Origin of the sequence: Robiginitomaculum antarcticum DSM 21748, assembly GCF_000365025.1 — a bacterium.
Lineage (GTDB): Bacteria > Pseudomonadota > Alphaproteobacteria > Caulobacterales > Maricaulaceae > Robiginitomaculum > Robiginitomaculum antarcticum.
In genome coordinates, this window is sequence record NZ_KB823011.1 from 902,500 (window position 1) to 928,134 (window position 25,635).

Sequence of the window (25,635 nt, forward strand, 5' to 3'; positions counted from 1 at the left end):
ATGAGCTACGAAACATTTACAATCGACGTGGACGCCGATGGCATCGCGCTGATGACCATTAATATCAAAGACCAGACCATGAATGTCTGGAATGAAGCCCTGATGGCTGAATTTCCAAAATTCGTTGAAGACTTCATCTCCAATGATGACATGAAGGGCTTGGTTATTGCCTCGGGCAAAGATAATGGCTTTATGGCCGGCGCGGATCTGCGCATGCTGGAAAAAACCGGCGGCCCCGTCACCAAAGAAAGCTTTGAGCAGGGCTTTCATCTCAATAAAACTCTGCGCGCGCTGGAAACAGGCGGTCACACGGTCCGCCAAATGCAGCGCGAAGGCAAGAAAGCCAAACCTGTTGCAGCAGCGATTGAAGGTCTGGCGCTAGGCGGCGGACTGGAGCTGGCGCTCTGCTGTCATCACCGCGTCGTTGCCGATAATCCGAAGCTGCAGCTCGGCCTGCCCGAAGTGCTGGTTGGCCTTCTGCCCGGCGGCGGCGGAACGCAGCGCGTACCCCGCCTGATCGGCCTGCAGCCTGCAGCCATGATGATAACATCCGGCAAATCAACCAACCCGAAGACGGCGAAAGCGCAAGGCCTGATCCACGAGGTTGTCGAGGCCGGCACCACGATTAATGTGGCCAAAGCCTGGGTAAAAGACAATGTCTCCGGAGTCCTCGCGCCATGGGATCAAAAAGGCTTTAAAGTGCCCGGTGGTGCAGGCTCAATGAACCCTAATGCTGTCCAGTTTTTCGTGGCCGCTAACGCTATGGCCACCAAGCAAAGTAAGAACAACTTCCCCGCCGTCAAAGCGATTATGAGCTGCCTCTATGAAGGCACAATGCTGCCGATGGATACGGCCCTGCGCGTTGAGACCAAATATTTCATGTCGCTGTTCCAGGACCCGGTTGCGAAAAACATGATCCGCACTTTGTTTGTGAACAAACAGGCCGCCGAGAAAGGCGCGCAACGTCCGCAGGACGCGCCAACAGTCGAACTTAAAACCGTTGGCGTTTTGGGTGCTGGCCTGATGGGCTCCGGTATTACCTATGTCACCGCGCAAGGCGGCATGAATGTTATTGTCCTCGACCGCTCTATGGAAGACGCGCAAAAGGCCGTCGCCTACGCGCAAGAGCGTCAAGACAAGCGTCTGAAACGCGGCAAGTCTACACAGGAAAAAGTCGATGCCTTTATGGCGCGCATTACGCCAACGGATAATTATGACGATCTGAAAGACGTTGATTTGATTATTGAAGCTGTCTTTGAGCGTCCTGATGTTAAAGCTGACGTGATCAAAAAAGCCGAAGCCGTTATCGGCAGAAACGTTGTCTTTGCGTCTAACACCTCGACCTTGCCCATTGGCGGTCTGGCCAAGCATAGCTCCCGCCCGGATCAGTTTATCGGCATGCATTTCTTCTCCCCCGTAGAGCGTATGCCGCTGCTCGAGATCATTCCGCATGATGGCACGGGCGATCTCGCTCTGGCCGCGGCGTTTGATTATAATAAGAAAATCCGCAAAACGCCGATTGTTGTCAAAGACGTTCGCGGCTTCTTTACCAACCGCGTCTTCCCGCCTTACGCTAATGAAGCGAGCCTGATGGTGACTGAAGGCGTATCTATGGCGCTGATTGAGAACTGCGCGCTTAATCTCGGCCTGCCCATCGGCCCGCTGGCCGTGTCCGATGATACAACGCAAAAGCTTGGCTATGATATCATGACCTCAACCCGCGAGGAAATGGGTGACAAATACGTGCCGAGCGGAACCGAAGAGTTCATGGAAAACATGGTCGTCAAATGGAAACGCGCTGGACGGCGCTTTGGCGCAGGCTTTTACGATTACGCCGAGGACGGCAAACGTCTGGGCCTGTGGAAAGGCATGACGGATCACTATCCGCTGGCGGAGCAGCAGCCCAGCCCGGAGGAAGTCACGCAGCGCCTTATGTATGCGCAGCTTATCCCGACAGCGCATTGTTACGCCGAAGGCGTTGTTCCCGATCCGCAAAGCGCGGACCTTGGCGCGATCTTTGGCTGGGGCTTCCCGCCCTGGACCGGCGGCCCACTCTCATATATCGACACAATCGGCCTTCAGGCCTTTGTCGACACGGCTGACCGTCTGGCGCAGCAATATGGCGCGCGGTTCACGCCTCCGAAAAGCTTCCGCGATATGGCCGAGTCCGGCAAAACGCTCTACGGCGGCGCTGCGCCAAAATCGCATGCTTGAAGTCGACGTCGTCAAAATCGCCAACGCCATGGGCATCTCCGCCAGCGTTGATGATCTGAAAAACGATACGATTGATAAGATTTTGAAAAAGCAGAGCGCTTAGCGATCTACGATGTAAAACCACGCCTCGCGCGGGGTTTTTTATTGCGTAAAACCTTCCGCAAATGCCCTAGCCCTGCCCGCCTAAATCTGTAAAACAATCTCAAAAACAAGGCTGCATTATATGAGTTCGTTTAAATCGAAAGTTGCCGTCGGATCAGATCGGTTCGAGAGCCAGCGCAGCGCCATGATGGATAAAATCGCGCAAATGCGCGAGTTGGAGCAGCGCACCGTCGATAAAAGCGAGCTGCGTCGTCCGGTATTCGAGAAACGCGGGCAACTGACCCCCAATGACCGCCTGAAACGTCTACTTGATCCCGGCATGCCGTTTTTGCGTCTGTTTAATATGGCCAATTATCTGTGGGATGATAGCAATCCCGACACCTCCCTGCCCGGCGGCTCGTCCATACTCGGCATTGGCTATGTCTCGGGCGTGCGCTGCTTGGTGTGGGTCGATGATAGCGGCATTCGCGCAGGCGCCGCCACGACAGGCGGCTGGCAGGCCGCGCGGCAGGCTCAAGAAATCGCTATGCGTCAAAAGCTGCCCTTCATTCACCTAGTGGAGAGCGCGGGCGCAAATTTGATGGAATATGAAGTCGAGCTCTGGGCCAATGCGGGCGTGATTTTCCGCAATCTGGCAACCATGAGCGCCATGGGTATACCGACCCTTGTTGTGCTGCACGGCCCGTCTACGGCGGGCGGCGCTTATATGCCGGGCATGAGCGATTATGTCGTCGGCGTGAAAAATAACGGCCTTGCCGCGCTTGCAGGCGCAGCACTTGTTCGGGCTGCCACAGGCGAAGTCGTCGATGAACGCGAACTGGGCGGCACGGAAATGCATGCCAGCGTCTCCGGCGTGATTGAATATCTGGCCGAAGATGACGCCCACGGCATTGCCATTGCCCGCGATATAATTGATGGTCTGGGCTGGAATGAACGCGCGCCTATGTCTGAGCCGCGCGGCTTTACCCCGCCAAAATATGACCCCGCCACAATAGCCGGCGCCGTACCGCCGGAATATACCTCGCCTTATGACGTTCGCGAGGTGATGGCGCGCCTCTATGATGGCAGCGAGTTCGAAGAATTTAAATCGCGCTACGGTCCCGCCACCATCTGCGCGCAAGGACGCGTCATGGGCATGCCCTGCGCGATGATCGGCAATAACGGCCCGATTGACCCCTCCGGCGCAACTAAAGCGGGGCAGTTCTTTCAGCTTTGCGACAGTGCGGATATGCCCATCGTCTTCCTCCACAACACCACAGGCTATATGGTCGGCACAGAATATGAGCAGGCGGGCATGATCAAGCACGGATCAAAAATGATCCAAGCCGTGTCCAATGTACGTGTGCCGAAGATTAGCTTCTATATCGGAGCGAGTTTTGGCGCCGGAAATTACGGCATGAACGGCTTTAGCTACGCGCCCGACTTTATCTTTAGCTGGCCCAATTCACGCACGGGCGTGATGGGCGGCGAGCAAGCGGCCAAAACCATGCGCCAAGTGGCCGAAGTGCGCGCCGAACGCAAAGGCGTCCCTCTTGATGTGGAGGCCGCCGATAAACAGCAGGCGCATATTGAAGCCGTTTTTGAGCGCCAAGAAAGCGCGTTTTACTCCTCCGGACGGACTCTGGATCATGGTATGATTGACCCGCGCGATACCCGCAAAGTTCTCGGCTTCTGCTTGATGACTTGCCGCGAGGCCAAAGCGCGCGAGCTTAAATCCAACACATTCGGCGTAGCGAGGTTATAATGAGCAAATTAATCAAAACTCTTCTCGTGGCTAATCGCGGCGAGATTGCCTGCCGCGTCATACGCACGGCCCGCGAGATGGGCATAAAATCTGTTGCAGTCTATTCAGACGCTGACGTGAACGCCCCGCATGTTAAAATGGCGGATATGGCCGCCCATATTGGCGGCTCCCCTGTAGGCGAGAGCTATCTGCGCATTGATAAAATTATTGCTGCTGCAAAAGAATTTGGCGCGGACGCCATCCATCCGGGCTATGGTTTTTTATCCGAAAACGCCGCCTTCTCTGCCGCCTGTGATGAGGCCGGAATCATCTTTGTCGGCCCGCCCGTCAAAGCCATCGATATTATGGGCGACAAGGCCAAGTCTAAACGCGCCATGATCGCGGCGGGCGTGCCCTGCGTGCCCGGCTATCAAGGCGAAGATCAAAGTGACGCTGTATTGATCAAAGAGGCCAAAAAAATCGGAATGCCCGTCATGGTCAAAGCCGCGGCAGGCGGCGGGGGGCGCGGTATGCGTCTTGTCCATAAAGAAAGCGAGATTGAAAACGCGATTAAACTGGCGCGATCCGAGGCGAAAAACGCCTTTGGCAATGACCAGTTGATTGTTGAAAAAGCGATCATGGAGCCGCGCCATGTGGAGATACAGGTCTTTGCAGACCAGAGCGGTCACACTATTCATCTGGGCGAGCGCGATTGCAGTGTTCAACGCCGCCACCAAAAGGTTCTCGAAGAAGCGCCCTGTCCCGTCATGACGCCAAAGCTGCGCGCCGCCATGGGCAGAGCCGCCATCGAGGCCGCCAAAGCCGTGGATTATGTCGGCGCCGGCACAGTCGAATTCCTGCTTGCGAAAAATGGCGAGTTCTATTTTCTCGAGATGAATACGCGCCTGCAAGTCGAGCATCCGGTGACCGAATTGGTGACAGGATATGACCTGGTTAAATTGCAGATCATGGCGGCACAAGGTGAGCCGCTTGGCATTTCCCAAGACGATGTAAAACTGACAGGACACGCCATAGAGGCGCGGCTTTACGCCGAAGATCCCGCCGATGACTTTCTGCCCAGCACGGGACCTGTGCATTTATTCACTACGCCGTCAGGCGACGGCATTCGGGTTGATAGCGGGATAGAAACCGGCGGCGCGGTGTCGCCGTTCTACGATTCCATGGTCGCCAAGATCATTGGTTATGGCGCGACCCGCGAAGAAGCCCGCGCGCGTCTGATAACCGCGTTATCACAAACGGCCTTAGTCGGCGTAAAACACAACCGCGATTTCCTGCTCGACGCGCTGGATCAACCCGTTTTTGCCAAGGGTGAGGCGACCACTGCCTTTGTCGGGCAAACCTATGGCGAGAGCGGCTTTGAAGCCCCGGCCCCCCGCGCCCAGGAGTTAGCCCTTGCCGCCGCCCTGCAATTCACGCTGGGGCAACAACGCTCTATGTCGCGCGCCGTCTCGCCCATGGCCGAACTTTTGGGCTGGCACAGCGCGCAGCCTGTTCCAACGCCGTTCGTTTATGGCGAAACACTGGTCGAGGTCATAGCCCGCGGCAAAGTGCTGACAGCGTCTGTCGGCGAAGAGATATTTACACTTAACCCGCTTTATGTGGCGGATAACCAAGCCGTGTTCGAGCATAACGGCACGAAAATCGGCCTGACTTATTTCGCGGCAAGCGAGACTCACATTCACATAACCAGCCAGACTCAAAGCTTCGCGCTTATCAATCTGGCGGGCGGCAGCGCAGGCGATGAGGCCAAAGCCGGTGACGGCTCTATTGAAGCGCCGATGCATGGACTTCTTTTAGAGATTAAAGTGTCTAGCGGAGATGAGGTCAAAATCGGCGATACGCTTGCCGTACTTGAGGCCATGAAAATGCAGCACGAAATTCTGGCCGATATTGACGGCGTCGTTGACGAAATCTATGGCAGCGCAGGATCGCAAATTGCGGCAGACGATCTAATTTTGGTGATTAAGCCCGTAGAGGATTAGTATCTACCATAAGTCTAGGGATTTATTGAGACATGAGCGCACAAAAAATCGACGGTAAAGCCTTCGCCGCGGATTTGCGTGGGCGAGTCAGTGAAGCGGTTAAGGCGCTGCCCGCACAGCCATCATTGGCTGTCGTCTTAGTCGGCGATGATCCGGCAAGCCATGTCTATGTCCGTAATAAAATAAAGTTTACCGGGGAGACCGGCATGCGTAGTATTGAGCGCCGCCTGCCCGCAACTGTCTCAGAAGATGAACTTGTAGATGTGGTCCGCGCGCTGAATGACGATGACGCGGTCAACGGTATTTTGGTGCAGCTTCCCCTCCCCAAAGGGCTAAACTCTGATCGCGTGATTGCGCAGATACATCCCGATAAGGACGTGGACGGTCTGACCGAAGCTTCGGCCGGACGGCTTTTGCTGGGTAAGTCGGGATTGCGCCCCTGTACGCCCACGGGCTGTGTGATGCTGGCCAAAGATGCGCTTGGTGATTTAACAGGAAAAAACTGCGTTATTCTGGGGCGCTCTATTTTAGTCGGCAAACCCGCAGCGCTTTTGTTTTTAGAGCAAAACTGCACCGTTACGATTGCCCATTCACGCACCCAAAATCTTGAAGACGTGTGCCGCAGCGCGGATATTCTCGTGCCCGCTGTAGGCCGGCCCGAAATGGTCAAAAGCGGGTGGATCAAGCCCGGCGCCTGCGTCATCGATGTCGGCATTAACCGCGTGCCGTCAATCAAACGTCCCGGCAAATTTCGGCTTGTCGGCGATGTAGCTTACCGCGAAGCTGTCAGTATTGCAGGCTCAATTACCCCTGTACCGGGCGGAGTCGGCCCCATGACCATTGCCTGTCTGCTGCGTAATACTGTGCTGGCGGCCTGCCTTCAAAACGGCTGGGCCGTGCCGGACATCATCGCCGGACTATGAGCATTAGCCAGCGCCATTTCGGGCATATGCCGGATGGCAGAGCGGTCAGCCTGTACTCACTCGTCAGTACTGCCGGATTGACGGCCAGCATCACGCCTTATGGCGCGCGGACAAGCTCGATCCAAACTCCGGATAACACCGGAGCGCTTGGAGAAAACGTACTGGGCTATGACAGCCTTGAACCTTATCTGTCCGACCCCTATTTTCTCGGCGCCACCCTAGGCCGCTATGCCAACCGTATAGGCGCGGCAGTATTTGAGCTTAGCGGCGTCCCTCACCGTCTCACGCGTAATGACGGCGCAAACCATTTGCATGGCGGGTCGGGCTTCCATACGAAATTATGGACTGCCGAAGTGGACCGTGACGCGCTTGTCCTGCGCTATGTTTCGCCGGAGGGTGAGGATGGCTATCCCGGAAATTTATCCGCGCAACTGCGTATCTATTGGGACAATGAGCGCGATTTGCGGCTGGATTATAGCGCGCAAACAGATGCGCCCTGCCCCGTCAATTTAAGCAATCACACCTATTTCAATTTAGGCTATAGCCCGGACATAAAAGATCACAGCGCACAAATCCTAGCCGGTTATTATCTGCCGACTGACACGCAGGGCATTCCGACGGGCGCAATTGATCCGGTCGAAAAAACGCCGCTGGACTTACGCTCAAGCGCCATCATTGGTCATAGGTTCAACGCCTGCGCGCTGCCGACAGGGTTTGATCATAGCTATGTCATAAACGGTGAAGGCCTGCGCACAGCCGCTATCGTTAGAGCGCCGGAGACTGGCCGCCGCGTGGCCCTGCTGACGACGCAGCCCGGACTGCAATTTTATACCGGCGCGCATTTAAAAGGGAGCATAGGGCGAGATGGCAAAGCCCGGCCCGCCTTTGCCGGACTGTGTCTGGAAGGGCAGCATCACCCCGACAGCCCTCATCATAGCCTGTTCCCCAATACAGTTTTGCAGCCCGCAGAGACCTATCAACAGACACAAATATATCAGTTCGACACGCTGTGACGACGGCGCCCTATATCTTTCTCGAAGATCAAATCCTAGGTCGATCACGTTACTATTGCGACCCCGTCGAGGTTATTGAAGCCTATGTCAAAACCGACATAGAAAGCGCTCTCGCGCGCGTCGACAGCGCATTGACTGGCGGCTATTACGTAGCGGGATTTGTCGCCTATGAAGCGGGCCTTATGTCTGAAGCGATAAATCAGCCTCACCCCAGCGATGCCGCCACACCATTATTGCAATTTGGCGTATTCAAGGCATTTAATACGCAAATGCGTCCCAATGGGGACACTTATACGCCGCGTCCAGACTTAGTGCCTGTTTGGGATGAAGCGGCATATCTGGCAAAATTTGTAAAGGCAAAGGCCTATATTGAAACCGGAGATATTTATCAGATTAATCTAACATTCCCTTTCGAAGGCAAAAGTGCTGATCGTCCCGATTTTCCCGCTCTTTATGGACAGCTTAGGCAAAGACAACCTGTACAGTATGGCGCGGTTTGCGCGCTGGGCGAGACTCATATTTTGTCCTTATCGCCGGAGTTATTCTTTGAAATTGACGGCAAAACCGTGCGCGCGCGCCCGATGAAGGGCACGGCTCCGCGCAGCTCGGACCCGGAGCGCGATGTTCAAATTGCCAAAGACATGCAAGCCGATGCCAAGAGCCAGGCCGAAAATTTGATGATTGTGGATCTGCTGCGCAATGATCTATCTACCGTCGGACAGAGCGGAACAACCAAAGTCACACAGCTTTTCACATTGGAGACCTATCCCACCCTACACCAAATGACCTCATCGATCGAAACGACGCTTCAAGACGGCGTATCCGCCACACAGGTTTTTGCCCGCCTCTTTCCCTGCGGCTCTGTTACGGGCGCGCCAAAACGGCGGGCCATGGATATTATTGCAGAGCTTGAAGACAGCGCGCGCGGACTCTATTGCGGGGGCATCGGTTATTTCGATCCTAGTGGAAATGCAAAGTTCAATGTTGCCATTCGAACGCTTGTCTCACAGCCGGCCAAATCCGGTTACGTGACGCGCTACGGCGTCGGCAGCGGCGTGGTCTATGACAGTGTCGGCGCACTGGAATATAAAGAATGCCTTTTAAAGTCTGATATTATTACGGGCAAACCGCATCTCATTGAGACATTGAAATGGTCGCCACAGAATGGATTTATGCGGCTGGATAGACATATAGACAGATTGTTGAAAAGCTCAAAGGAACTGGGATATACTATTGATATAAAACAATTGTATATTGAATTAGAATCCAACTTAGACAAAATAACGACTGTTCAACGGATCAGGATATCACTCGCGAAAGACGGATATGTTGCGATCACCACACAAGATTTGGACGAATTGCCCCTGCCAATAAAGCTCGTTTTATCGAAGACGTCTCTTACCGCCACACGGCAGAATTTTGAACACAAAACCGACGCCCGCGCTTTCTATAATGGTGAACGCGAACGGCTCATTGAATCTACGGCCTGTGACGAAGTTTTGTTTCTGAACTCTGATGGTCAATTATGCGAAGGCAGTTTCACCAGCCTGTTTATCGCGGTTGACGGAAAAGATACCTTACTCACTCCGACCCTGTCATGCGGCCTTCTTCCTGGCGTCTTGCGGGAAAGTTTGATTGCAAGCGGCGAGGCCGTCGAGACCCTTATATCAATTGATGATCTGTCACATGCCCGACAAATATTTGTCGGAAACTCATTGCGCGGGCTGATGCCTGCGGTATTAATCGATAACACACCTCAATAGGAGCCTGCCATGAAACGTATTTTTCTCGTTGCAACATTTTTAACGCTTGCGGGTTGCGCCAGCATTGCAACCGGCGCAGACGTCACTTCGCAGGCCGAGAGCAAAAAACCCAAAAATGTTATCTTGTTTATCGGCGATGGCATGGGCGTTTCCACCATAACAGCTGCACGCATTTATGAAGGGCAGAGCCTAGGTAAGAGTGGTGAAGAACACAGCCTGTTCTTCGAAACATTTCCTAATGTTGCCTTGGTCAAAACCTATAATATTGACGCGCAAGTTCCCGATAGCGCGGGTACGGCCAGCGCCATAAATACCGGCCTCGTCACCGGACGGGGCGCGATTAATGTACAGCCGGGTAACCTAAGCGCAGGATGCACGAGTGAAACACAACCCGGCCCAGTTAAAATAATGGATTTGGCTGAAGCGTCCGGCATGTCGACCGGCGTTGTCAGCTCAGCGAGCATCACCCATGCCACACCCGCCGCGGTATACGCCCATGCAGGCTCACGGGGCTTTGAAGGCTACGATAATTTGTCCGAAGAAGCTTTAAAAAATGGATGCGCCGATATTGCGCGGCAGCTTGTCATGTCCAAAGTCGATGTCGCTTATGGCGGCGGCCGCCGCTTCTTCACCGCAGATAAACGTAAAGACAATGCTGATTTAACACGCGAGTGGAGCGCCCGCGGTGACAATTTTGTTTACGTGGATACAGCGGAAGACTTCACATTGCTTGATCCATCCGAAAGCCAGCAGGTTCTTGGCCTGTTTGCAAATTCGCATCTTCCTTATCATGTTGATCGTAAAGACGGCGTCGACCCCTCCCTGACCGAGTTGACAGTCTCCGCAATTGATAATCTGGACGGACGTGGCGCAGGCTATTTTCTGATGGTCGAAGGCGGGCGTATTGACCACGCTCATCACGGCACAAATGCTTTCCGCGCCCTGACTGACACAGTCGAATTAGCCTCTGCCGTACGGGCCGCCTACGAGCGCACAGATCCGAATGAGACCATGATACTGGTCACCGCTGACCACAGCCATGTTTTCACCATTGCGGGCTACCCTGAGCGCGGCAATCCTATATTAGGGCTGGCTATGACCACAGATGATGATGGCACAACTGTGCCACTCGAAGATGCGGACGGCCTTCCCTATACGACTTTGGGATATCAGAACGGACCGAATATGCGCGGCGCAGCTGTGCTGACCGAAGAGATGGTTCAAGATCGGGATTACAAACAACAAACAGGCGTGAATATGCGCAGCGAAACCCATGGAGGCGAAGATGTTATTTTATTCGGGACAGGTCCGGGGTCGGAACGCGTTCGCGGCGCATTTCATCAGTCAAAAATCTTTGACATTATTGTCGACGGGCTTAGCCTTCGTGAAGAGTAATTACTCTTCACGAAAAGCGCGGTTAAACTGGTCTGTGGCCGGTTTAAGGAGATAATTCCAAACCGTGCGCTCATCTGTTTGGATGAAGGCCTCAGCCGGCATGCCAGGGATGAGCGTAAGCCCGTTAAGCCGCGCCAATTGCGCCTGCGGAATTTCAACGCGCACCACATAATACGGTATTCCGGTATATTGGTCGACCATTGTGCTGGCGGATATATTCTGAACTTTTCCGTCCAGCTCCGGTGTGGTGCGTTGATTAAAGGCGGACAGGCGCACAGTTGTCGCCTGTCCGATATAGACCTGATCAATAGAGACGGGATCGACCTGCGTTTCGATGACCAGACGGTCATTAATGGGGATAATTTCCATTATCGGATTAGCCGGCGTAATCACGCCGCCCACTGTTGTCACACTCATATTGTGGACTATACCGTCAACGGGTGAAATAATATCAATACGCTGCGTTTGGTCATCTGCCGTAATCAATTGCTCCCGCAAATCTGATTCTAGACTTTCAGTCGTGCGTAACTCGGTCAGCACTTGCTCCTGACGTGTCCGGTTGACCTGCAATATCTCAATACGCGTTTCTCCAATCAGGTTTTTAATGCGCGCGATTTCTGATTTTGAAGAATTGATCTCGCCTTGAAGGCGCGCAAATTCCCGTTCGAGTTGGTTGATACGTATTTTATAGCCTTGCCCGCGGCGGTTCAGTTCGCGAAAAGCATTAGCCTCTTCATTGACTAATTTAGCCTGTTCCTTTTGCGTAACAATGCGCGCCTCATACCCATTAATCTGGTCGCGGGCCTGCGCGATGCGTTGCTGTAACTGATCGGTCTGTCCGGAATAGGCCCGTAAGCGCGTCTGGAACAGCTGTTCTTGATCAGCAATCGCCTTGGCAATGATCTCGTTACGGTCTTCGACCGGAAAAACAACATTCCAATCGATATCTTTTTTCTCGTCTCGTTCTGCAACAAGCCGCACGCGCAAAGCCTGCGCTTCATAATAGCGGTTCTGTACCAATGATTGATTGGCTGTGAGCGCCGTAGGATCAAGGCGCATTAAAACATTTCCGGCTTTAACCTGATCACCGTTCTCCACAAGAATTTCACCCACAAGACCGCCGTCCAGATGTTGTATAATTTTCGGCCTTCCTTCAACGACCACGCTACCCGGCGCTATGATCGCGCCCTGTATCTTTGCCGTAAACGCCCAAAGACCGCCGCAAAAAAACAGAAGAAAAACAATGATAAATCCAAGCTTTATGTAACGGTCAAATGGCATGGTGGAATTTCCACCTGACAAAGCCGGGCCGCGGCCGCTATGTGCCCCGGGCGCTTGCCCCTCCCCTTGGCCGGTCGCGTTCATCTAATTATCCTTTTTGGTCGGGGGGTTGCCGGAGCGCCCCGTCGGGCCGGCAAAGCCGCGCGATGCAGCGGTTCCTCCGCCGACGATAGATCGTGGACGCTGTGAGGGCCTGACTGTCGAACTATCATTTCCGGTAATGCGCGCGGCGGGCACGGGGCGCGGACCCGAAGGTTTGCCCGTTATCGTTTCCAGCACTTTAGCCTTCGGGCCAAAATCTACTTGGCGGCCTTCTTTAAGCGCGAGCAGCATATCAACGGCGACAATTGCGCTCTGTCGATGCGTCATAACAATGACGGTTTTGCCGCGCTTGCGACACCCCAAAATGGCGCTGGTCAGAGCGGCGTCGCCTTCCGCATCAAGATTGGCATTTGGCTCATCCAGAACAACAAGCGCCGGATCCCCATATAGCGCCCGCGCCAGAGCGATGCGCTGTACCTGCCCTCCCGACAAAACGACGCCGTCCGTTCCCACTGGCGTGTCATAGCCATTGGGCAATTGCAGGATCATATCGTGCACGCATGCGCGTTCGGCGGCCTCTACGACAGCTTGATCATCAAGTTGCGGGCTAAACCGTCCAATATTTTCTGCAATTGTACCATCTAGCAACGCAACATCTTGTGGTAAATATCCGATATGCCGGCCCAACGCATCGCGGTTCCACTGGTCAAAGCTGGCTCCGTCCAGACGCACACTGCCGCGGCTTGGCATCCAAACCCCAACGAGAAGCCGCGCAAGCGTTGACTTGCCCGACGCGCTCGGCCCGATAACACCCAGGCCTTGCCCGGGTTTAAGCTCAAAATTCAAGTCTTGAAGCACAGCGGTTTTTCCACCCGGGACAGCCGCAAAAATATGGTCAACAGAAATTTTGCCGGTTGGATCAGGAAGTTGCAAGGCCTCAGGCGTTTCGGGAACCGCACGGAAAAATGTTTCCAAGCGCTCATAAGCCGCTCGCGCAGCGACGACGGATTTCCACTGACCCAGTGCCATTTGTATAGGCGCTAGAGCGCGGCCCATAATGATCGATGCCGCAATCATAGCACCCGGCGTAATGATCTGCAGAACAGCGAGAGCGCCTCCTGCGCCCAGAACACCCGACTGCAACGCCATACGAAAGGCTTTGGTTGACGCAGTGAAACTTCCGGCGCGATCGGAGCCTTGGGTTAACAGACGTCCCGCTTCGTCATTGGATGTCGACCAGCGGGCAAGTACATTTTGCTCCATGCCCATAGCGGTGATGCTATCAGACTGACGATGGCTGTTATCGGCAATCTGGCGGCTCTGCATCATATGGCCGCGCGATTCTGTCAGTGCCTTACGGGTTGTAAGTTCGTTCATCAGAGCAACGATAAAAATGATGACTGCGCCTATCAGCGCCATCACGCCAAGCGTCCAGTGCAAATACCAAATAACTGCGATAAAAACCGGAGTCCAGGGTATGTCAAATATCGCGCCCGGTGCAGGCCCGGACAGGAAAGACTTTAATGTGCCGAGATCATCCAAAGGACGCACACGCATGCCTTGCTTACCGTAGGCACCTTGCCGCAACCACACGCCGAAGGTCCGGCCATTCAAGTCATTTTGGAGTTGATTTCCTATACGCACCAAAATACGTGACCTGACCATCTCCAGCAAGCCCATCACAAAGTATAATCCCAACATCAGAACAGACAGCACGACCAGCGTGCTCATCGATTTTGAGGTCAGAACACGGTCATAAATCTGCAACATATAGATCGGGCCTGTCAGCATCAATATGTTGATGAATGCCGAAAAAATACCCACGCCAACAAAGGCGCGGCGATAGCGACGCAGCGCCAGCGCGATCTCTGTCGGCTTCTGGTTTTTTAATCGTTTTCCCACTGACACCCTTACGCATATAGCGTAACAAGTTTAGGCATAGACGGGTGAATATTCCATTGATTTATCCAGTGAATTTGGGAAATAAGCCAGATACTCTCCTAACACTGCAAGGCAAGCCATCCATAAAGAGGTGGAAATCCCTGACGAAAGCGCATTATGGCCGATACATTTACACATAAGCCGGAAAGCTTTTTGCGCGGCAGTCCGCAAAATGCGTTCCAGCGCATCGTTTTTTATAAAGATCTGCTGGCCTATTTATTTTTCTTTTCCTGCATCTTGGTCCTAACCCATGCGGGAGGGCATATTGTGGCCGGCGCGGTCGGGCTTGCCGGACTTGTCGGGCTCATCGGTCACCGCATTCCTGCGCCAAAATACTGGTCACCCGCCATATGGGGATGTCTGGCATTTGTTATATATTATGCAGCGTCGAATGCATGGTCGGGCGATAGCGATCCGGGCCCGTACTCCAATCTCGTAAAATTTGCCGTCGGCGCCCCATTATCGGCCATGCTAATCTTGCATATGAGCCGCCAATTTGATAGGCTGCGCGCGCTTTGGCGGGTCTGGCTGGGCTATGGCCTGCTGCTGGCTATAATTGTCATCAGCGTGGATATTCTTAGCGGTTTTAAAGTCACTCTCGCCGGAGATCCTGATGCTAATCCGGGCAATATAGAGGGCAATATCTCTCACGCGCTCAGCGTATTTTTAGTCGTTATATGGCCGGCCATTTTTATGGTGTGGGCTGACAAAGCGAGGTGGAAACGCGCAGGCCAATTTGCCATTGCGGCTCTCCTTCTTGTTCTCACTATTGCTGTTATTGTTAAGTTTCAAAATGAGGCCAGCCGAATTGCCATGCTTTCAGGCGGCGGCGCTGTCATATTGGCGCTATGGCGACCCCGGTTTACGCTAAACCTTATTTTCGTTGTATTCAGCTTGCTGCTCATCAGCGCGCCGTGGCTGGGCTTCGCAGCCTCAAATTTTAGCGATACTCAGAAAGCAGCCTTGCCGTTCTCGTGGGAATGGCGCGTCGAAACGTGGAGTTATTTGTGGGATAAAATTTTGGAAAACCCGTTTATCGGGCACGGCTTTGGTTCACTTCGCGGCTTTACCGAGACATTTAGCGCACGCGGTTTTGATGATTTGGCGATCGTCCCGGTGCACGCGCATAATGCCGGATTGCATTTATGGACCGAAGGCGGCGGGGTCGGAATTCTCATCACAGTTATCGCTCTGATGCTCATCCGTAAAGCTGTCGTCAACTCGCGATGGATGACCCCGGCGCGGGCGGCAGCTCTGGCCGGCAGCCTTGCGGCTATCATCGTTTACGCCAATCTGTCCTATAGCGTGTGGCAAGATTGGTGGATCGGAACCATTGCCCTTTCAGCAGCAATGATTCCGCTAATTCCGACCGGAGTGCTTACCAGAGCCGCTAAACACTAACCTAATTTTTAATTGCGGCTAAAAATTCCTCGACAAGATCTGTTTTTTCCCACGAAAATGCGCCGTCTGACATCGCTTTGCGTCCGAAATGTCCATAGGCTGACGTCCGGGCATAGATGGGTTTATTAAGATCCAGATGCTTACGAATACCGCGCGGGGTCATATCCATGACCTGCCGTATCGCCGCTTCCAAATGCTCACCGGAAATCGGGTTTTTATCATCAACATTGACATAAATCGACTGTGGCTGCGCCACGCCTATGGCGTAGGAAACCTGTATGTCGACCCATGGCGCAAGGCCGGCCGCAACAATATTTTTAGCGAGATAGCGCGTGGCATAAGCTGCACTGCGGTCGACCTTTGTCGGATCTTTACCGGAAAATGCGCCGCCCCCATGCGGGGCCATGCCGCCATATGTGTCGACAATAATTTTTCGCCCCGTCAGGCCTGTATCTCCGTCCGGCCCGCCGATTACGAATTTACCCGTTGGATTGATGTGCCACTCAGTATTATCAGTAATCCACGCTTCCGGCAGGGTCTCTAGGATAAAAGGCTTGATCAAATGCGCGACATCTTGAGAGGTCATCGCCGCGTCCAGATGTTGGGTCGACAGGACAAGCGACATCACTTCGACAGGCTTGCGGTCTTCATAGCGTATGGTAACTTGCGCCTTGCTGTCAGGGCCAAGCTGGGCGGCCTTGCCGGATTTACGCTCTCGTGCCAGCCGCTCCAAAATCTTATGGCTGTAATAGACTGGCGCGGGCATCAGATCTTCGGTATCGGAGCAGGCATAACCAAACATGATCCCCTGATCGCCTGCGCCCTCTTCCGCGTGAAGACCCGTGCCGTGATCTACGCCCTGCGCAATGTCTTCAGATTGCGCGTGAAGCAAAATTTCGACGTCGGCGGTTTCGTGGTGAAAACCATCCTGCTCATAGCCGATATCTTTGATTGCAGCACGGGCTACAGCTTCAATCTGCTCGTGACTGACATCTTGTCCGCGCGTCTCGCCGGCGATGATTACTTTATTGGTCGTCGTCAGGGTTTCTGCTGCGACGCGGACGTCCCAAGGCGACATGCCCGCAGCGACCGAATTGCGGTAGTATAGATCAACGATTTCATCGGAAATACGGTCGGAAACCTTATCCGGATGGCCTTCGGATACGGATTCGGAGGTAAACACATAGTTTTTGCGGCTCATGGCGCGCTCCTTTAGTTTTAAGGCTCTTTTAGCGCTATTGCGAATGTCGCTGCGCATTTGGGCTTTTTATTTTTATAGGGAGAACCGGAGCGCAGAGCGCTCCGGTAGGGTCGTGATTTAGTAGCGGTAATGCTCGGGTTTATACGGGCCGTCCTGTGACACGCCGATATATTCGGCCTGTTCTTGGCTCATCTTGGTCAGCTTAACGCCGATTTTTTCCAGATGCAGACGCGCAACTTTTTCGTCCAAATGCTTTGGCAGCATATAAACCTTATTCTCGTAGCGCCGTGTTTTAGCTTTCGAGTCTTCCCACAGTTCGATCTGCGCCAAAACCTGATTGGTAAATGAGGCCGACATAACAAATGATGGATGCCCCGTGGCATTACCGAGGTTCAAAAGGCGTCCTTGGGATAGAAGGATCATACGATTGCCCTTCGGGAAGGTAATCATGTCAACCTGATCTTTGATATTGGTCCATTCAAAATTGCGTAAGGCCACAACCTGTATTTCATTGTCGAAGTGACCGATATTGCCGACAATCGCCATGTCTTTCATCTCGCGCATATGCTCGAGACGGATAACGTCTTTATTGCCGGTCGTAGTGACGAAAATATCGGCGTCTTTTACCGTATCTTCGAGTGTAGTGACCTCAAAGCCGTCCATCGCGGCTTGCAGCGCGCAAATCGGATCAACTTCAGTGACTTTAACACGCGCGCCCGCACCTTTAAGAGACGCGGCAGATCCTTTACCGACATCGCCATAGCCCAATACAACGGCGGTTTTACCGGCCATCATTGTGTCTGTCGCGCGGCGAATGCCGTCGACGAGGCTCTCTTTACAGCCATATTTGTTGTCAAATTTGGATTTAGTTACAGAGTCGTTCACGTTGATCGCAGGGAAAGGTAATTGGCCCTGCTCAACCAATTCATACAGGCGGTGAACACCTGTTGTGGTTTCTTCAGACACACCGACAATTTGGTCACGCATTTTGGTAAACCAGCCCGGGCTAGAGGCCATACGTTTTTTGATCTGCGCAAAGATAGCTTCTTCTTCTTCGCTACCCGGCTCACCTTCGATAAGGCCTGCTTCGCCCGCTTCAACGCGAGCGCCCAGCAGGATATAGAGTGTAGCATCGCCGCCATCATCCAGAATAATATTCGGGCCGTCTTCGAACAGGAATGATTTGTCGAGATAATCCCAATGCTCTTCAAGAGTTTGACCTTTAATCGCGAAGACCGGAACACCGATAGCGGCAATTGCCGCCGCCGCATGATCCTGAGTCGAGAAAATATTGCAAGACGCCCAGCGGACATCCGCGCCGAGAGCCGTAAGCGTCTCAATCAGAACCGCCGTTTGAATAGTCATATGCAGCGAGCCGACAATGCGCGCGCCTTTTAGCGGCTGGCTTTGCCCAAATTCCTCGCGCAGCGACATCAAGCCCGGCATTTCCGTTTCGGCTATCGTGATTTCCTTGCGGCCGTAATCGGCTAGTGTAATGTCTTTGACGGTATAGTCTGTAGTGCTCATAGCCCTGTATCCTGCTGCGTAACTGAATGAATTTTCCGAGGCCTGCGGGATTTAAAGTGCAGGCCGTTAGGCTGTGTCATAGAGGGGAGCACCATGATGGTCAACATGATATAAAGAATTTCTTATATTTTTATCTGTTAATTTTTAGACATAAAAAAACCGCCCGAAGGCGGCTGTTTCTAAGTAACTTTAGTCCCACATTCCGGGAATTGTTATGACGCTCGCGACTTTTCTGTCTGAACGGTTTACGACATAGATATGTCCGCCGACTTTGACGTAGTCCTGAGACCCGGACAGCTCAGTCAAATTATAGGCATTGTGATATTTGATCTTGCGGTAATGTGACGGGAAAGTGTCGCCTTGCGTGAATGTCACAGCATCAGGATTGCTGCTGCACTGCTCTGTCGTTAGTTGAGCAGGGCATAGACGGGCTTGAAAATCTGATCCCGTGAATGATGTCCCGCTAATGGCTGTAGCGCCTGCCAATGCAGGAATAGCGATTGCGGTGACAACGAAGCCGAGCGTTAATCGTTTTAATTTTTTCGTCATGTGCAAGTCTCCTGCAAGTCTGTATTTCTAACTTAACGGTAATATGGCCATGTGGTTCCCGGCTGTGATGTAAAAACCCACACTTGATTTAAAAATAGGTAATGCTAAGGCGCGCCAATTTATGAAGGACAGCTTATGACCGCGACACATGATATTGTAGGGATTGGTAATGCGATTATGGATATTATCGCACCGGTCGATGACAGTTTTCTGATCCGTAATGACATTGTCAAAGGCAGTATGACTCTCATCGATGAGGCCACGGCCTTGCGGATGAGCAAAGTTCTACCCACCATTGGCCGCGTCGAAGTCGCAGGTGGATCAGGCGCCAATACCATTGCCGGCGCAGCGATGATGGGCGCAAGCACAGCCTATATTGGCGTTGTCGCCGATGATGCCGTAGGCGCGCGGTTTACCGATAATATGCGTAGCTCAGGCGTTACATATGACACGCCCGCGCAGAGCGGCGGCCTGGCCACAGCCCGCTGCCTCATTGCGGTAACCCCGGATGGCGAGCGTTCCATGAGCACTTTCTTAGGCGCGTCGACGCAATTTAATGACGACAATCTTGACGAAGCGACAGTAGCCAGCGGCAAAATCGTCTATCTGGAGGGCTATCTCTTTGACAGTGACGAAGCCAAGGCGGCTTATGTCAAAGCCTCCGAAATCACTAAAGCGGCCGGTAATAAAGTCGCGCTGACCTTGTCGGATAGTTTTTGCGTTGAGCGTCACCGCGAAGCCTTCCGCCATTTGGTGAAAAACCACATTGATATCTTATTTGCCAATGAAGATGAGATTACAACGCTTTATGAGACGGATAATTTCGAAGATGCTGTGAAAGAAGTCAGCAAGCTTAATATTTTGGCCGCTCTGACGCGGTCCAAAAAAGGCTCATCACTTATACAAGGGCGCTCACGTATTGATATCAGCATTGAACCGGCCGAACAGCTTGTCGACACAACCGGCGCAGGCGACCAATATGCTGCCGGGTTTTTAGCGGCCTATTCCAAAGGCGAAGGTCTGGCCGAATGCGGGCGGTGGGCCAGCCTCGCCGCAGCCGAAGTGATTTCCCATTACGGCGCACGTCCCGAGCGTAAGATTAAAGTTTAGGCACAAAAAAGCCGCGCTTTAACGAGCGCGGCTTTTTTATTGACTGTATGACTTGGATTACGCTGCGAGCAGGAACTCGCCAAAATTTTGGTTGGCTGCACTGTTTAGGCCAAGCTCGCGCACCATCTCTTGAAGGGCTTCGCGGTCAGGACTTGTCAGCGCAATTGTAATTTTCTTCTCGCCGTCAATTTTAACGCGCGAGATCACAGCCTCGACATCGCCTTTAACATAATGCTTACGTGTCGCATTAACAGTGTAAGACTTGGATTTTTTGGACAGACTTTCGCAGAGATCATGGCCATTTTCGGCAGACACGCAGGGCGCGTTAAAGACCGGCAAATGACGGCCAATCCGCGCTGCGGTGGAGCGCTTCATCGGAATGGTCGTTTCCACAGCCGTTTCCCATTGCTCGAAATCCCCGTCTTCGACCATGCGGCGGCGGACCGTTATCGTCTCATCTTCGCCAAGGCGGGTAATCATGTCGCGCCGTCCGGGCAGAATGAAATATGTGTCTTTGCGGGTTTCCGTTTGGATCAGTTCGAAATCTTTACGTATCGTCTTGATCGCTTTGCCGGCTTCATCCCTAAAACCACGCCATTGAAAACGGCGCTTGGGTGTAAAATGGGACGGTTTTGAAGAGACGGGCTTGCTATTCAGATAATACATAAAATCCTTTCGGGGGCAGCGCAAAATAGCGCGCATAAATAACCGCAATCGGAACGGGTCCGTTGCGGTGTAACGTCCACTATACAGACTTATTCACAAGAAATCTACGCCTGACGGTTAATAAAAGTTCCCAAATGGTTAATTTTATTTGACCGGCGCTTTTTCAGGCACGACAAATTCCATGATGATGTCTTCTACGGCCAAATTATCGCCGGCGGCACAATTCACTTTGGCAATGACGCATTTACCCTCTGCGCGCAGCGTATTTTCCATCTTTCCATCTTCATGGCTTCAACCACGGCCAAGGCCTGTCCGTCCTGAACCTCATCGCCCTCAGCTACCATGACTTTGACGATAACGCCGGGCATGGGGCAGAGCAGCAGGTTAGAGGTATCGGGTGCGAGTTTGATTGGCATCAGCTTCGCCAGTTGCGCGGCGCGCGGATTGCGCACGGCGACTTTTAGATCCGAGCCGCGGTAATGCACATCGAAGCCCTCAGGCCTCGGCTTGATCTTCAGCACCATCGGCTTGTTATCAATATAGACCCGCGCCAAGCGCTCGCCGGGATGCCAGCGCGTCATGACTTCGATCTCAACGGTCGCCTTATCGCTATCCTCGTCAATCGCAGCTAAAATAGTGCCGCCCTGAGCGTCGCGTAATTTAACGGTGAAATGATCGTCCTTGACTTGCACGGCCCACACATCAGGAATGTGGCGGCGGTGATTGGCCAGACTTCCGCTGATCTGCGCTTCGCGGTGGGCGGAGATATCATGCAGTATCGCGCAGACGGCCGCGATGTGGCGGTGATGGCCTTTGCCCAGATCGACGCCGAGAAAGCCGTCAGGATATTCTTCGGCGATAAAGGCGGTGGAGATATCGCCGCGCTCAAAGCGGTCATGCGCCATAACTGCGGCGCAGAACGGGATATTATGGCCGATCCCTTCCAGCTCAAAACTGTCCAGCGCATATTTCATCGCCTTGATGGCCTCGCCGCGATCCTCGCCCCATGTGCATAATTTAGCGATCATCGGATCGTAATACATTGAGATTTCACCGCCCTCAAAAACGCCGGTATCATTGCGCACGATAGTGCCGTCACTGCGCGCGCCTTCGGCGGGCGGGCGGTAGCGGCGCAAACGCCCAATAGACGGCAGAAAATTGCGGTACGGGTCTTCGGCATAGATGCGCGATTCAATCGCCCAGCCATCCATCTGAACATCTTCTTGTTTCAGCTTCAGCTCTTCGCCCTGCGCGCTGCGGATCATCTGCTCGACCAGATCGATATGGGTAATCATCTCGGTCACGGGATGCTCGACCTGCAGGCGGGTATTCATCTCAAGGAAGTAGAAATTCTGGTCCTGGTCGACGATGAATTCCACCGTCCCTGCGCTGTCATAATTCACCTCTTTAGCCAGCGCGACAGATTGCTCGCCCATCGCTTTGCGCGTCTGCGGCGTCAGGAACGGAGACGGCGCTTCTTCGATGACCTTCTGGTTACGGCGCTGGATTGAGCATTCACGTTCATTCAGGTAGATCACATTGCCATGTTTATCGCCCAGAACTTGAATTTCGATATGGCGCGGCTGCTCAACAAATTTTTCAATAAAAATACGGTCATCGCCAAAGCTGTTTGCCGCTTCGTTCTTGGAGGACTGAAAACCTTCGCGGGCCTCTGTGTCATTATAGGCAATGCGCATGCCCTTGCCGCCGCCGCCCGCCGAGGCTTTAATCATCACGGGATAGCCGACTTGGTTGGAAATTTTCACCGCATGCTCGGCGTCATCAATTAAGCCCATATGTCCAGGGACGCAGGACACGCCCGCCTCTTGGGCCAGCTTCTTGGACGTAATCTTATCGCCCATCGACACAATAGCGTGCGGGTTGGGGCCAATAAAGGTTACGCCCGCTTTTTTAAGCTTTTCCGCAAAGACAGGGTTTTCAGACAGAAAGCCATAGCCCGGATGCACCGCGTCCGCGCCGCTTTGCTTAATGGCGTCCATAATCTTGTCCATGACAAGATAGGACTCCGATGCCGGCGAAGCCCCGATATGGATCGCCTCATCCGCCATAGACACATGCAGCGCATTCTTATCGGCGTCGGAGTACACTGCCACAGTCTTAATACCCATTTTACGGGCCGTCTTAATCACGCGGCAAGCAATTTCACCGCGGTTCGCGATGAGTATTTTTTTGATAGGTTTTGTCATGACATTTCTTCAATTGAACATGTAGAGAGTAAAAGTGGAACCATCATTAAAGTGGTTAAATTTTGTCTAGCTAAGCCCCAGAGTTGTGACGGATAAATTTTATCCGGAATATCAACTTTAAAACTTGATAGTATTGGTAGTATATTTTTTTTAAATCCGTCTGCCAAAAAAACAAGTATCTGACCAGAGGCCATAGTCGTAAACCGCTGGGAAGCACCTAGACTGATACCTCGAATCCGCGAGGTCTGAGTGTTAAATAATTGTTCCATATCTAGCATTATGTTTTCAACTGTTGATAAATGAGAAGGGTGTACACCAGATCCCAAATCAGCAACGAATTCATCATACATACTTTGAAGATTTTTGTAGCCTTCAGGTTTCTCAATATTAGAGAGTATTTTCTTTGATGCTTTAGATTTGGACAAATGCTTGAAGTAAACGTGCTTTACTTCCGCAGTCGTTTCGGCCTTAGTGTAATCCGTGGCGAACTGAAAATCAAAACAACTAAGCATTAAAGCCTCAAAGCACTCATTATAAGACCTAACTCTTCCAACTGCTTGCACAGTAAGATCATTGAAAAGCAACAACTTAAAAGCGGCAATTTCCCGATTAATTCGGGCCGAAAGCGAAAAAGTTGCATAAACTTTTTCAGCGTGCTTTTGCGCTTTGTTATGCCCCTTATTAAGACTCGCCGCTGTCCATATGAGAGTTTCAGCCTGTATCGCGAAATAGTACAGTTGAATTACATCCAAAGCCAGAAGAGCATTCTCAAATAAGGTTTGTTCAGTATCATTTATCAAAGTCGGTATCGCTGCATAACCAAATTCATGATGAATATACTCAGCTAGTAACTCAGCAACGTCGCATCCATCTCTTGAGTAAGCTTCAATTACACCTCTTTTCATTTTATAAGAGGCGTAGGGATACCATTTATCAAGCACAGTTGGTTCAACTCCGCTCACAATGGCAGATTCCCGTGCTTCTTCCAAGGCTTCGCAATTTCCTTCTCCGCCAGCATGGCGAAGGCGCGGGCGACGCGTTTGCGGGTGCTTTGCGGCTTGATCACTTCGTCAATGAAGCCGCGTTCGGCGGCGCGGAAGGGGGAGAGGAATTTCTCTTCATAATCGGCGACATGGGCTGCCGTCTTATCGGCGTCGCTTAGGTCTTTGCGGTGCAGGATTTCGACCGCGCCTTTTGCGCCCATGACAGCGATTTGCGCGCTGGGCCAGGCATAATTGATGTCGCCGCCCAAATGTTTCGGCGCCATCACGCAATAGGCGCCGCCATAGGCTTTGCGGGTAATGACGGTGACCAGCGGCACGGAGGCTTCGCCATAAGCATAAAGCAGTTTCGCGCCGTGCTTAATCACGCCGCCAAATTCTTGGGACGTTCCGGGCAAGAATCCCGGCACGTCAACAAGGGTGAGAATCGGAATACTAAAACAGTCACAGAAGCGCACAAATCGCGCGGCTTTGCGTGAGGCGTCACTGTCCAAACAGCCCGCCAGCACAAGCGGCTGATTAGCGACAACGCCGACGGTTTTGCCTTCCATGCGCATAAAGCCGGTAATTATATTTTTCGCAAATTCAGGCTGTATCTCAAAAAAATCACTCTCATCGGCGAGTTTCAACACCAGCTCTTTGATATCATAAGGCAGGTTCGGATTATCCGGCACAATTGTGTCGAGACTTGTGTCCATCCGGTCATGCGCGTCAAAGAAGGGCCGCTCCGGCGAGCCGGATGTGTTAGACAGCGGCAGGAAGTCGAACAGGCGGCGGATTTGGTTGATCGCCTCCATGTCATTATCAAAGGCGCCGTCCGCGACGCTGGATTTGGTCGTATGGGTCTTGGCCCCGCCCAGTTCTTCGGCGGTCACAATTTCATTGGTCACCGTCTTGAGCACATCCGGCCCGGTCAGGAACATATAAGAGCTGTCGCGCACCATAAAGATGAAGTCGGTCAGCGCGGGCGAGTAAACCGCCCCGCCCGCACTTGGCCCCATAATGACAGAAATTTGCGGCACAACGCCCGAGGCGCGGATATTGTTTTTAAACACGTCCGTATAGCCTGCCAGAGAGGCCACGCCTTCTTGAATGCGCGCGCCGCCACTGTCAGCCAAACCGATAATGGGCGCGCCATTGCGCATCGCCATGTCCTGAATTTTGCAGATTTTCTTAGCCTGCGTCTCGGACAGTGACCCGCCATAGACAGTAAAGTCCTGGGCAAAGACAAAGACCTTGCGCCCGTTAATCGTGCCCCACCCCGTGACGACGCCGTCACCGGCGATATGGCTTTTCTCCATGCCGAAATCGGTCGCGCGGTGCTGCACAAACATATCGAACTCTTCGAAGGATCCCGGATCCAGCAACAACTCAAGACGCTCGCGCGCGGTTAATTTCCCTTTGGCGTGCTGCTTATCAATACGGTCTTGTCCACCGCCAATTCGGGCCTGCGCGCGGCGCGCGTCAAGCTTGTCCTGAATATTACTCAAACCAACCCCCGGTTTTACGTTTTCGAGATTTCTGCAGCTGTCATAACACGACTTTTCCCCGCCTCAATCAAGCTTATTATTTT

The 25,635-nt window shown here is 52.8% G+C and carries 17 protein-coding genes and 1 pseudogene; 9 read left to right on the forward strand and 9 right to left on the reverse strand.

Annotated features, from left to right (window positions below; translation table 11 throughout):
* The 7 genes from H142_RS0104345 to H142_RS0104380 all read left to right on the forward strand — a co-directional run bounded on the left by H142_RS0104345 (nt 1) and on the right by H142_RS0104380 (nt 11,136).
* Nucleotides 1-2,214 carry a 3-hydroxyacyl-CoA dehydrogenase NAD-binding domain-containing protein gene (locus H142_RS0104345; protein WP_017930878.1) on the forward strand — a complete coding sequence of 738 codons (2,214 nt, stop codon included), beginning with the start codon at nt 1-3 and terminating at the stop codon, nt 2,212-2,214.
* A 223-nt stretch (nt 2,215-2,437) separates the two neighbouring features.
* A complete protein-coding gene (locus H142_RS0104355) occupies nt 2,438-4,060 on the forward strand; it encodes an acyl-CoA carboxylase subunit beta (protein WP_017930880.1) in 1,623 nt (540 codons plus the stop codon).
* On the forward strand, nt 4,060-6,042 hold the full coding sequence (locus H142_RS0104360) for an acetyl/propionyl/methylcrotonyl-CoA carboxylase subunit alpha (protein WP_017930881.1): 1,983 nt from the start codon (nt 4,060-4,062) through the stop codon (nt 6,040-6,042). The genes H142_RS0104355 and H142_RS0104360 overlap by 1 nt, the downstream gene beginning before the upstream one ends.
* A gap of 32 nt (nt 6,043-6,074) precedes the next feature.
* Nucleotides 6,075-6,965, forward strand: coding sequence for a bifunctional methylenetetrahydrofolate dehydrogenase/methenyltetrahydrofolate cyclohydrolase FolD (gene folD / locus H142_RS0104365; protein WP_017930882.1), 891 nt, complete (start codon nt 6,075-6,077; stop codon nt 6,963-6,965).
* The gene (locus H142_RS14285) at nt 6,962-7,978 is read left to right on the forward strand and encodes an aldose epimerase family protein (protein ID WP_017930883.1); all 1,017 of its coding nucleotides are present in this window, start codon (nt 6,962-6,964) and stop codon (nt 7,976-7,978) included. Before folD ends, H142_RS14285 begins: the two co-directional genes overlap by 4 nt.
* Complete coding sequence (locus tag H142_RS0104375) at nt 7,975-9,741, forward strand: chorismate-binding protein (protein WP_017930884.1); 1,767 nt, start codon at nt 7,975-7,977, stop codon at nt 9,739-9,741. Before H142_RS14285 ends, H142_RS0104375 begins: the two co-directional genes overlap by 4 nt.
* 9 nt (nt 9,742-9,750) lie before the next feature.
* Entirely contained in the window at nt 9,751-11,136 is a 1,386-nt protein-coding gene (locus H142_RS0104380; protein ID WP_017930885.1) for an alkaline phosphatase, read from the forward strand.
* On the opposite strand, the gene H142_RS0104385 is transcribed toward H142_RS0104380, so the two are convergent.
* Together H142_RS0104385 and H142_RS0104390 are read right to left on the reverse strand one after the other, a co-directional pair.
* Nucleotides 11,137-12,501 (reverse strand): HlyD family type I secretion periplasmic adaptor subunit, encoded by a 1,365-nt coding sequence (locus H142_RS0104385; RefSeq protein WP_017930886.1) that lies wholly within the window; start codon nt 12,499-12,501, stop codon nt 11,137-11,139.
* The gene (locus H142_RS0104390; RefSeq protein ID WP_017930887.1) at nt 12,502-14,361 is read right to left on the reverse strand and encodes a type I secretion system permease/ATPase; all 1,860 of its coding nucleotides are present in this window, start codon (nt 14,359-14,361) and stop codon (nt 12,502-12,504) included.
* Between the two features lie 156 nt (nt 14,362-14,517).
* Between H142_RS0104390 and H142_RS0104395 the strand changes: the two genes are divergently transcribed.
* Entirely contained in the window at nt 14,518-15,801 is a 1,284-nt protein-coding gene (locus tag H142_RS0104395) for an O-antigen ligase family protein (protein ID WP_017930888.1), read from the forward strand.
* 1 nt (nt 15,802) lies between these two features.
* Here the strand turns inward: H142_RS0104395 and metK are convergent, their stop codons facing one another.
* The 3 genes from metK to H142_RS0104410 all read right to left on the reverse strand — a co-directional run bounded on the left by metK (nt 15,803) and on the right by H142_RS0104410 (nt 19,078).
* Complete coding sequence (metK, locus tag H142_RS0104400; protein ID WP_026147794.1) at nt 15,803-17,002, reverse strand: methionine adenosyltransferase; 1,200 nt, start codon at nt 17,000-17,002, stop codon at nt 15,803-15,805.
* A 117-nt stretch (nt 17,003-17,119) separates the two neighbouring features.
* On the reverse strand, nt 17,120-18,529 hold the full coding sequence (ahcY, locus tag H142_RS0104405; protein WP_017930890.1) for an adenosylhomocysteinase: 1,410 nt from the start codon (nt 18,527-18,529) through the stop codon (nt 17,120-17,122).
* A gap of 189 nt (nt 18,530-18,718) precedes the next feature.
* A complete protein-coding gene (locus tag H142_RS0104410; RefSeq protein WP_017930891.1) occupies nt 18,719-19,078 on the reverse strand; it encodes a hypothetical protein in 360 nt (119 codons plus the stop codon).
* A gap of 135 nt (nt 19,079-19,213) precedes the next feature.
* Between H142_RS0104410 and H142_RS0104415 the strand changes: the two genes are divergently transcribed.
* On the forward strand, nt 19,214-20,188 hold the full coding sequence (locus H142_RS0104415) for an adenosine kinase (protein ID WP_017930892.1): 975 nt from the start codon (nt 19,214-19,216) through the stop codon (nt 20,186-20,188).
* A 57-nt stretch (nt 20,189-20,245) separates the two neighbouring features.
* Here H142_RS0104415 and H142_RS0104420 read toward each other — a convergent pair whose 3' ends face one another.
* The 4 genes and pseudogenes from H142_RS0104420 to H142_RS0104435 all read right to left on the reverse strand — a co-directional run bounded on the left by H142_RS0104420 (nt 20,246) and on the right by H142_RS0104435 (nt 25,552).
* On the reverse strand, nt 20,246-20,854 hold the full coding sequence (locus H142_RS0104420; RefSeq protein WP_156811887.1) for a hypothetical protein: 609 nt from the start codon (nt 20,852-20,854) through the stop codon (nt 20,246-20,248).
* Nucleotides 20,855-20,998: 144 nt separating this feature from the next.
* Nucleotides 20,999-23,061, reverse strand: a pseudogene (locus H142_RS15925) (acetyl-CoA carboxylase biotin carboxylase subunit).
* Nucleotides 23,058-24,050: a hypothetical protein gene (locus H142_RS0104430; RefSeq protein WP_156811888.1), complete on the reverse strand. Its 993-nt coding sequence runs from the start codon at nt 24,048-24,050 to the stop codon at nt 23,058-23,060. The pseudogene H142_RS15925 and the gene H142_RS0104430 overlap by 4 nt, the downstream one beginning before the upstream one ends.
* Nucleotides 24,020-25,552 (reverse strand): acyl-CoA carboxylase subunit beta, encoded by a 1,533-nt coding sequence (locus H142_RS0104435; RefSeq protein ID WP_017930895.1) that lies wholly within the window; start codon nt 25,550-25,552, stop codon nt 24,020-24,022. Before H142_RS0104435 ends, H142_RS0104430 begins: the two co-directional genes overlap by 31 nt.
* Nucleotides 25,553-25,635 lie beyond the last annotated feature (83 nt).

Bases quoted from the DNA above. Each gene is read 5' to 3' on its own strand.
- H142_RS0104345 (WP_017930878.1), top strand. From the start codon at position 1: ATGAGCTACGAAACATTTACAATCGACGTGGACGCCGATGGCATCGCG.
- H142_RS0104355 (WP_017930880.1), top strand. From the start codon at position 2,438: ATGAGTTCGTTTAAATCGAAAGTTGCCGTCGGATCAGATCGGTTCGAG.
- H142_RS0104360 (WP_017930881.1), top strand. From the start codon at position 4,060: ATGAGCAAATTAATCAAAACTCTTCTCGTGGCTAATCGCGGCGAGATT.
- folD (WP_017930882.1), top strand. From the start codon at position 6,075: ATGAGCGCACAAAAAATCGACGGTAAAGCCTTCGCCGCGGATTTGCGT.
- H142_RS14285 (WP_017930883.1), top strand. From the start codon at position 6,962: ATGAGCATTAGCCAGCGCCATTTCGGGCATATGCCGGATGGCAGAGCG.
- H142_RS0104380 (WP_017930885.1), top strand. From the start codon at position 9,751: ATGAAACGTATTTTTCTCGTTGCAACATTTTTAACGCTTGCGGGTTGC.
- H142_RS0104385 (WP_017930886.1), bottom strand. From the start codon at position 12,501: ATGAACGCGACCGGCCAAGGGGAGGGGCAAGCGCCCGGGGCACATAGC.
- H142_RS0104395 (WP_017930888.1), top strand. From the start codon at position 14,518: ATGGCCGATACATTTACACATAAGCCGGAAAGCTTTTTGCGCGGCAGT.
- metK (WP_026147794.1), bottom strand. From the start codon at position 17,002: ATGAGCCGCAAAAACTATGTGTTTACCTCCGAATCCGTATCCGAAGGC.
- ahcY (WP_017930890.1), bottom strand. From the start codon at position 18,529: ATGAGCACTACAGACTATACCGTCAAAGACATTACACTAGCCGATTAC.
- H142_RS0104410 (WP_017930891.1), bottom strand. From the start codon at position 19,078: ATGACGAAAAAATTAAAACGATTAACGCTCGGCTTCGTTGTCACCGCA.
- H142_RS0104415 (WP_017930892.1), top strand. From the start codon at position 19,214: ATGACCGCGACACATGATATTGTAGGGATTGGTAATGCGATTATGGAT.
- H142_RS0104420 (WP_156811887.1), bottom strand. From the start codon at position 20,854: ATGTATTATCTGAATAGCAAGCCCGTCTCTTCAAAACCGTCCCATTTT.